Genomic DNA, 8,736 nt, shown 5'->3' with positions numbered 1-8,736 from the left:
GACCGCTGATGACACCGAGGCCCTGCTCGGGCGCCTCCTGGCGGACGACATCCTGCCCGATGAAATCGCCCGTCCCAAGCGACTGATGGACGCAATGCGCTATTCGAGCCTGAACGGCGGCAAGCGCCTGCGGCCGTTCCTGGTGGTCGAAAGCGCGGCCGTGTTCGGCGTGCCGCGCGAGGCGGCCCTGCTCGCCGGTGCGGCGCTCGAATGCATCCACTGCTACTCGCTGATTCACGACGACCTGCCCGCGATGGACAATTCGGACCTGCGCCGGGGCCGTCCCACCCTGCACAAGAAGACCGACGACGCGACCGCGATCCTCGCCGGCGACGGCCTGCTCACGCTCGCTTTCGACATCATCACCCGCGACGAAATCCATCGTGACGCCAATGTGCGGCTGCTCTTGACGCGCGCGCTGGCGCGCTGCGCCGGCATCGGCGGCATGGTCGGCGGCCAGATCCTCGACCTCGCCGGCGAAGGCCGCTTTGGCGGCAACGAGCCGATCGATGTCGCGCGCATCCAGCAGATGAAGACCGGCGCGCTGCTGCGCTACGGCTGCATCGCCGGCGCGCTCCTCGGCCAGGCCACGCAGAAGGAATATCAGGCGCTCGACGACTACGGCCGCGCGCTCGGCGAGGCCTTCCAGATCGCCGACGATCTGCTCGACGTCGAAGGCGATGCGACCGCGCTCGGCAAGCCCTCGGGCCAGGACGCAGCGATGGGCAAGACCACCTTCGTCACCCAGCTCGGCATCGAAGGCGCCAAGCAGCGCGTGCGCGACCTGCTCGCGCGGGCCGACAGCGCAGTCTCGATCTTCGGCGATCGCRCCGCCGTGCTGCAAGCCGCCGCGCGGTTTGTCGCCGAGCGCAAGAACTGACCGTGCGATGACGGGCATCGACAAAGACGATCCCGTCCTCGCGCGCTTCCAAAAAATGTCGCGGCCGATGCGCGTGATTTACGCGCGGCCGCGAACATTCATTTCACTCGGCTTCGGCATCCTGGTGTTTCTGTTGCTGCCCGGCACCCTGCGGCTGGCGACGCGGCTCGTGCTCGGCTGGGATGCGCTGATCGCGGTCTATCTGGTGCTGGTCTACGTGATGATGCTGAACAACGACCACCAGCACATCCGCCGCAACGCAGCGATGCAGGACGACGGCCGCTTCGTGATCCTGCTGGTGACGGCGATCGGCGCGTTCGCGAGCATCGCGGCGATCGTCGCCGAGCTCGGCGCCCATCGCGGCGCCGCGGAGCTGACGATCGCGATCACCACCATCGCGCTGTCATGGGCCGCCGTGCACACCACCTTCGCGCTGCATTACGCCCACGACTATTACCGGCACCCGCCGGGCGGGTTGCAGTTCCCCAGCGGCGACAAGGAGGACCACGCCGACTATTGGGACTTCGTCTATTTCTCCTTCGTGATCGGCATGACCGCGCAGGTCTCCGATGTCGGCATCACCGACAGGACCATCCGCCGCACGGCGACGGCGCACGGCATCGTGTCCTTCATCTACAACACGGCACTGCTGGCGCTGACGGTCAACATCGCGGCAAGCGCGATTGCGACGTGATCCCCCGACATTGTCCCGGCTCCGCCAGGACGATGTCGGGAAGCAGTAGCCTTCTCAGTTGCAGACCTCGGCATTGGCATCGACGTGGGGGCCGCCGCCACCGCGATATACGAGGCGGCAGCCGGGCCTGACCGGTCGGCAGAGGAGATCGTTGCAAAAAATCCGACCGCCGCCGCCCGAGGCGCGACCCGCGCCGGCCGCCGCAGCGGCACCATAGCCGCCCGCCGCACCAGCAGCCGCGCCGCCGGACTGACGACCCTGCCGTGCGGGACGCTCATCGCCGTCGTCGCGCTTGGCCGTCGCCGGCTTGGCCGTTGCGGGCTTGGCGGCACGCTGCTTCTCGCACTCATTGTCGTCGTTGACCGCATAGCCGTCACGACAGACGATCTTGCTGCATTTGTCGCCGTCGACCTTGAAGCCGTGCTCGCAGACCAGCGGGCAGACGCGCGACGGTTTTGACTTGACCGCATCGAGCGCATCGGTGCTCGCCACCTTCACGTCGAGCTTGGTGCCGGCATAGCGGTTGAACTGCGACAGCGACCGCTGCGAGGAGTTATTCCAATTGCCGTCGGCCTGCCCCGAGAAGCAGCCGACGCGGCCGAGCTCGGTCTGCACCGAGCGGCTGAGATCGGCCGGCGCAGTCGCGGGCGTCAGTGACGCGACGTTGGTGCCGGCCGGGCTCGCCGTGCTGGCCGGCGCAGCGCCCGGGGCCGTGGCGGCAAGGTTGACGCGCTGCTGCTCGGCAGCGGCCGCCTGCTGCTGCGCCTGCTCCTTCGCCTTCTGGGCGGCAAGCTGCGCCTGCTCGGCGGCCTTCGCGTCGGCCGCAGCCTTGGCCTGCGCATCCTTCTGCGCACCGAGGGCGGCAAGACGGTCGCGCTCGGCCTCGGCCTGCTTGGCCTTCTCGATCGCCGCCGCATGAGCCTGCTCGGCGCCGATCTTCTCGAGCTGGAGCTTGGCGAGGCTGGAATAGAAGCCGTCGGGATGCTGGGCGAGGAAGGCGTCCCATGCCGCCCTGTTGCCGACCTGGAGCGCGAGCTCGTAGTCGCGGCGGATGTCGGCCTGCGGGTTCGGCACGGGCGCCGCTGCAGCCACCACCTTGACCGGCACCAGCGGGACATCGTCGCCGCCGAGCGAGCCATAGACGAACGGCTCCTGCTTGTTGCCGGTCGACTTGAGCACGTCGTCGCGCACGAAGCCGAAGGCACGGCGGACATCGAGGCCCGGCGTCGTCAGGTGCTTCGACAGCGCAACCGTAAACGGGCTGTTGGCGCCGTCGCCGTCCTGCGCCGTGAAGCCGGCCTTGGCCGAATAGGCAATCAGCGTGTTGGGACTGGTCGGCTCGACCTGGGCGAGGCCCCGGCCGATGCCGCGCGAGGCCACCGTGCGCTTCATGGTCTTGCCGAACGGGTTGTCGCGGCAGGCATCCAGGATCACCAGGCGGAGCAGCTTGGCGGGTTCGACGGCGACCAGGACGCGGTCGAGCGAGAGTGCTTCGTCATAGACGTCGGTATCGCGCTCGAGCTTGGCGTCAACGGGGATCAGATAGTTGGAGCCTTCGACCTCGATGCCGTGACCGGCGTAGTAGACCACGGCGATGTCGGCATCGCGGGTCGCGTCCGCGAAGTCGCGCAGCACGCGCCGCGTATCCAGGGCCGACAAATCGTGCCGGTAATCGACGGTGTCGAAACCGGCATCCTTCAGTGTCTTCGCCATCACCGAACCGTCATTAACAGGGTTGGTGAGCGACGGCGCATGCTGATAGGCCGAATTGGCCAGCACCAGCGCCACGCGCTTTCCGGCGAAAGCAGGTTCGGCGCCGAACAGCAGCGCGAGGGCGAGGAGAAGCGGGCAAAGTCTGAGCAAATTGCGCATGACACGACTTCCGAAAGTTCAGGACCATTCGAGCCCTTTGGGATCGTTCTAGTAGGCTGTGCTTGTGATGGAGGTCACGAAGGCGGCGCTGACGACAGACGGGATGCCCCCTCGGGTTTGTCGCGCCAGCGCCGTCGCGGTTCGCTGAGGCGTGGGCTGRTTCCCTCATCCATCCCCGATGTGCCCCCGGTATTGCGGCAGATTGTCCGTAATCTCATGCCAGGGCGCCTTCGAGCCGACGAAAATATGGGCGCTGGGCCGGATCGAGGGGGCATCGACCAGGGTTCCCATGGCGACATGGACCCATTTTCCGTCGCGCACCCGGGAATAAAGCAGCGAGCCGCAACGGGCGCAGTGGGCGTCATGGGTGGTGTCGTCCCCGAAAATGATCCGCTGGTCGTCACCCCGGACGATGCGGAGCTTCTCTTGCGGAATGCCGGCGAACGGCTTGAAAGCGGAGCCGGTGGTGCGACGGCAGTTCGAACAGTGGCAGTTCATTGCGTAAGAGAATTGGTCCGCTACCTCGTAGCGCACGGCGCGGCAGTAGCATTCGCCGGTGAGAATACGAGCGTTCGAGATTTCTGATCCGGTCATGGCAACGCCTGCGCGCAAATGGCTGACACACCCATAGCGCATTTTGATGCGTACGACTAAATTCCCCCAAGCCATCATTCAAAGGAACGACCCATGAGCCAGAATCGTTCGAGCGTCGAAGCCGTCGTGCAAAGCTATTTTGACGGACTCTACGAGGGCGACGCCGACAAACTCGGCGCCATCTTCCATCCCTCCGCCGATCTGCGCTGGGTCGAGAAGGGTGAATTACAGGTACTGACCGTACCGGATTGGCTCGACCGCGTGCGCAAGCGTCCCTCCGGCAAGGCCGAAGRCAAGCCGCGCGAGGATTTCATCGTCACCATCGACCGTTCGGACGACAAGACCGCCTTCATCAAGGTCCGGTGCCAGCTGCCGCCACGGTTCTTCACCGACTACCTGGTGGCGATGAAGCTCGCCGACGGCTGGCAGATCGTATCGAAATCGTACCGGTATGACCTGAGGGAGTGAGATCTCGACCTTCCGCTGCCCGAAATCGGGCGCACTCGCTTCCCATCCTCCGTCATTGCGAGCGCAGCGAAGCAATCCAGAATCTCTCCGCAGAGACAGGCTGGATTGCTTCGCTACGCTCGCGATGACGACGTGGGAACATCCTGCGCGACATTCCCTTCCCCCTTATTCCATCTCGTCCATAGGTCCCCCATGCATCTCGACCGCCGCTCCCTGCTCGCCTCGCTGTGCTGGATGGCCGCTTCTCCCGCGCTTGCCGCCGGCGCGCCGCCTGAGCTCGAGGCCTATGAGCGCGAAAGCGGCGGACGGATCGGACTCTACGCGGAGAACCTTGCGACCGGCACGAAGATCGCCTGGCGCGCCGACGAGCGGTTCGTCATGTGCTCGACGTTCAAGGCCTCACTTGCGGCCTGCGTGCTGGCGCGGGTCGATCGCGGCCAGGAGCAGCTCGCGGCCATGATCCCTTACGGCCAGGCCGACCTGCTGAGCTATGCGCCGGTTGCCAAGCAAAATCTCGCGGCCGGCAAGATGTCGGTCGCCGAGATGTGCAAGGCGATCGTCGAGCTCAGCGACAACACCTGCGCCAATCTGCTGCTGGCGCGGATCGGCGGGCCGGCCGCCCTCACCGCGTTCTGGCGATCGCTTGGTGACACCACCTCACGGATCGACCACAACGAGCCTGAGGTCAATCGCTCCGCGCCCGGCGATCCCCACGACACCACGACGCCGGCAGCGATGGCCGGCAATCTGGGGCGGCTGGTGACGGGCGAAGCGCTGTCGCCGGCATCGCGTGCCCAGCTCACCGAATGGATGGTGGGCTGCAAGACCGGTGCGAACCGGCTGCGCGGTGGCCTGCCCGCAAGCTGGACCATCGGCGACAAGACCGGCAACAACGGCGAGGACGCATCGGGCGATATCGCGGTCGCCTGGACCAAGCCGGACACACCGATCCTGATCGCGGCCTACACCCAGGGCGGCTCGCCGACTGCCCCGCAGATCGAGGCCGCGTTCGCGCGCATCGGGCGCATGGTGGCGGGGCGCCTGGCGTAAGGCCGCCGCATTGACCTCTTGGCCGCTTCCGGGCGAAGACAGGCCATGATCGCAGCGAAATTCCAGACCTTCCTCATCCTGCTCGCCGTGCTGGCGGGCACCGCGCTCGTCGCCCGCCGTTTCAACATCGCGCCTGCGATCTTGCTGATGCTGTCCGGCGTCGGCMTTGCCTTCGTGCCGGGCATGCCGCCGGTGGAACTGCCGCCGGAGCTGGTGCTGCTGATGGTGCTGCCGCCGCTGATCTACTCGGCCAGCGTCGCCATGAGCTGGCGCGAGTTCCGGAACAATCTGCGCCCAATTGTGCTGCTCGCGGTCGGCGCGGTGATGTTCACCGCGGCGATGGTGGCGGCCGCCACGCATTATTTGATCGGCCTGCCATGGACCATCGGCTTCCTGCTCGGGGCCATCGTCGCGCCGCCCGACGTGGTGGCACCGCTCGCGATCGCGCGACGGCTCAACATACCGCGCCGCCTCCTGGTCATACTGGAAGGCGAAGGGCTCGCGAATGACGCCACCGCACTGATCCTCTACCGCTTTGCGCTCGCCGCCATTATGGTCGGCCATTTATCGCTGCCGCTGGCGGCCGGCGAGTTTGCCCTCATCGTCGCCGGCGAGATCGCCTTCGGCATCGGCGTCGGCTGGCTCTCGCTGCGCTTCCGCAAATGGGCGAAGGATCAGCAGGTCGAGCTCACGCTGTCGCTGATCACACCTTACGTCTCCTACTGGCTGCCCGAGCATGTCGGCGGCTCCGGCGTGATCGCCACCGTCGCCTGCGGGCTCTATGTGAGCTGGAACGGCCCGCTCCTGATCTCCTCGGCGACGCGCCTGCAAGGCATCTTCTTCTGGGACCTCATCATCTATCTGATCGAGGGCTTGCTGTTCCTGCTCACCGGCTTCCAGATGCGCGCGCTCTACGAGAAATCGAAGGCGTTCCCGCTCGACGACATCCTCATCGCGACCGCCGTCGTGCTGACGATCATTGTGACCGCGCGCTTCGCCTGGCTCTATCCCGCGACCTATCTGCCGCGGATCTTCTCCAAATCATTGCGCAAGCGCGATCCGTCGCCGCCATGGCAATGGCCGTTCGTGCTCGCCTTCACCGGCGTGCGCGGCGCGGTGTCGCTGGCGGCGGCGCTGGCGCTGCCGTTCACGCTGCCGGGCGGCGAAGCCTTTCCGTATCGCGACCTGATCCTGTTCGTCGCCTTCGGCGTCATCTTCGTCACGCTGATCGGCGTCGGACTGACGCTGCCGCCGGTGGTGCGCTGGCTCGGCGTCGCTGAAGCCGGCCGCAACGAGCATGTCGCCGAGCATGAGGCCGAGATCACGGCGCGGCGCCAGGCGCTCGACGCCGCGCTGAAGTCGCTCGACGCTCTGGCCGAGGGAAAGGAGGTCTCGGATGAAGTGATGAGGCTTCTGCGCGCCCGCCACGAGATCCGCGCCAACCAGCTTCCCGATTCCCTCGATCCCGCGCATCACGACGTCTCCGCCGCCGGCACCGCGCTGACCCGCGAGCTGATCGTCGCCGAGCGCAAGTTCATCCACGACCTCCTGCGCGACGGCCAGATCACCGACGAGACGCGGCGCCGGATCGAGCGCGATCTGGATCTGGAGGAGGCGAGTTTGGCGAACCGGGAGTATCGGGGCGTGCCGCTGTAGCTTCTCGTCAAGCTACCGCCTCGGGCAAAACTCCCCCATCGCGGCCGCGACGGCTCCCGCGATCATCTCCTGCCGCTCCAGGGAGTTCATCGCCATTTCCTCGTCGCGGTTGATGATCGAGCCGGCTTCGAGCAGCACCGCGGCACTTCTCGTTCGCGACAGCACGACGAGCCCGTCATAGCGGTAGACACCGAGATCCTTGTCGAGCAATTGGCGCCGGTAGCGGCCCATCACCGGCAATGTGTATTGGCTGGCATAGTGCAGGCCCTGCTCTTTCAACTGCCGGCCGATCATCCGGGCCAGCAACAGGCTGGTGGCAAAGTGCGAATTGCGCTCGGATACGAACAGCGAATGGCCTGAAAACCGATCGCTGAAATAGCTCATCGCGCCGTCGAATTCCCAGGTCTCGAGCAGCTTGTCCGGCACCGAGTCGTGATGGATCGACAGCAGGAGATCGGCCCGGCCGTCATTCGCGGCACTGACGCGCTTGAACAGGCTCGGCCGCGCCTTGCCGTCCGTAACGAGCAGGCGGGTTGCGGCAAAGCCCTGGTCCCTGAGTTTCGCCGTGATCAGCGTTCCGAGCCGGAAGTTGAAGCCGAACTCCGGATCATTGCGCGCGCTCAGCGCGCCGTAGGAGTCCGGGGTGTGCCCGACATCCACGACGATCCGGAATTTCGGCATCTCACATCTGGCCGATGGCGCCGGCGGCTTCGGCTTGGACTTGGGCCCGGGCTTCGCCATCGTTCGCGCGGCAGCGGCATGTCCGCGCTCAACGGGGGCCAGCGACGACAGCAGGGTCGACGCGACCAATCCGGCGATGATGCTGCGCAACTGCCCCAAGCGCTACTCCGCTGCTGCGACCTTGGGACGGCCGACGAAGCCTGCGACATCGCCAAAACGTTCCAGCATCACCGCCGGCAGGTCCTTGGCCCTGCTGGTGACGCAGGCGCCGGAGCGCACCGCGTAGCGATCCTGGTGTGCGGCCTGCGGCGGCGGCTCGCCCTGCTGAAGCGCGCGCGCCAGCTCCATCACGACTTTCCGGAAATGCATGATGCCGAGATCGGTCGGGCCGAGATGCTCCCGGGTACGGTCGGCGATCGGGCCCTGGCTGTCCTGCACGGCGGCGTCCTGCTCGGAGACGCCCTTGATGCCGGTGTAGCTCCTGGTCTTCTGGAGCTTGCGGTCGATCAGATAATCGTTCCCCTTGTGGCGCAGTGGCACGTAATTGTCGTCGACCTCCGCGATCACGCCGTTGCCGCGATCGAACGCGTCGCGTTCGGCTTGCGTCAGCGGCCGCACGGGATTCCAGGCATAGGTGTAGATCCAGCAATTGGTGTCGGTGACGGGCACGAAGGTCTGGCCGAAGATGTTCTCACCCGGCATCGCGCTCGGCGCGTAGGCATGGAACGGCATCAGGAACTGCGCGATCCGCCAATAGATGGTGTCGCTGCCGGTGAGCCGGCCACCGGCGATCGTCAGTCCCGCTTCATGCGGACTGACCTTGATCACGGGTCGCGGGTCC

Annotated in this window: 8 protein-coding genes and 1 pseudogene; 5 read left to right on the top strand and 4 right to left on the bottom strand. The window is 66.3% G+C overall.

The window, feature by feature from the left end; all coding sequences use genetic code 11:
• Both AC1D00_RS15060 and AC1D00_RS15055 read left to right on the top strand, forming a co-directional pair.
• On the top strand, nucleotides 1-880 hold an 880-nt coding region (locus AC1D00_RS15060), incomplete at its 5' end, for a polyprenyl synthetase family protein (protein WP_477011209.1).
• Between the two features lie 7 nt (nucleotides 881-887).
• A complete protein-coding gene (locus tag AC1D00_RS15055) occupies nucleotides 888-1,574 on the top strand; it encodes a DUF1345 domain-containing protein (RefSeq protein WP_477011208.1) in 687 nt (228 codons plus the stop codon).
• A gap of 54 nt (nucleotides 1,575-1,628) precedes the next feature.
• Here the strand turns inward: AC1D00_RS15055 and AC1D00_RS15050 are convergent, their stop codons facing one another.
• Nucleotides 1,629-3,446, bottom strand: coding sequence for a caspase family protein (locus tag AC1D00_RS15050; protein WP_477011207.1), 1,818 nt, complete (start codon nucleotides 3,444-3,446; stop codon nucleotides 1,629-1,631).
• A 165-nt stretch (nucleotides 3,447-3,611) separates the two neighbouring features.
• The gene (locus AC1D00_RS15045; protein ID WP_404551372.1) at nucleotides 3,612-4,040 is read right to left on the bottom strand and encodes a GFA family protein; all 429 of its coding nucleotides are present in this window, start codon (nucleotides 4,038-4,040) and stop codon (nucleotides 3,612-3,614) included.
• Nucleotides 4,041-4,133: 93 nt separating this feature from the next.
• On the opposite strand from AC1D00_RS15045, the gene AC1D00_RS15040 reads away from it, so the two are divergent.
• From AC1D00_RS15040 to AC1D00_RS15030, 3 genes are all read left to right on the top strand, one after another.
• Nucleotides 4,134-4,508, top strand: coding sequence for a nuclear transport factor 2 family protein (locus AC1D00_RS15040; protein ID WP_477011206.1), 375 nt, complete (start codon nucleotides 4,134-4,136; stop codon nucleotides 4,506-4,508).
• A gap of 192 nt (nucleotides 4,509-4,700) precedes the next feature.
• Nucleotides 4,701-5,558, top strand: a complete 858-nt coding sequence (gene bla / locus AC1D00_RS15035; RefSeq protein ID WP_404551373.1) for a class A beta-lactamase — start codon at nucleotides 4,701-4,703, stop codon at nucleotides 5,556-5,558.
• A gap of 45 nt (nucleotides 5,559-5,603) precedes the next feature.
• Complete coding sequence (locus AC1D00_RS15030; RefSeq protein ID WP_477011205.1) at nucleotides 5,604-7,214, top strand: Na+/H+ antiporter; 1,611 nt, start codon at nucleotides 5,604-5,606, stop codon at nucleotides 7,212-7,214.
• 12 nt (nucleotides 7,215-7,226) lie between these two features.
• Here AC1D00_RS15030 and AC1D00_RS15025 read toward each other — a convergent pair whose 3' ends face one another.
• Both AC1D00_RS15025 and AC1D00_RS15020 read right to left on the bottom strand, forming a co-directional pair.
• Nucleotides 7,227-8,054, bottom strand: a complete 828-nt coding sequence (locus tag AC1D00_RS15025; RefSeq protein ID WP_404551375.1) for an N-acetylmuramoyl-L-alanine amidase — start codon at nucleotides 8,052-8,054, stop codon at nucleotides 7,227-7,229.
• 3 nt (nucleotides 8,055-8,057) lie between these two features.
• A pseudogene (locus AC1D00_RS15020) lies at nucleotides 8,058-8,736 on the bottom strand (Rieske 2Fe-2S domain-containing protein); the annotation flags it as partial.

It is taken from the genome of Bradyrhizobium sp. P2_E8 (genome assembly GCF_056403875.1).
Note: the sequence above shows the minus strand (reverse complement) of the source record. Positions and strands in the feature narration are given on the sequence as shown.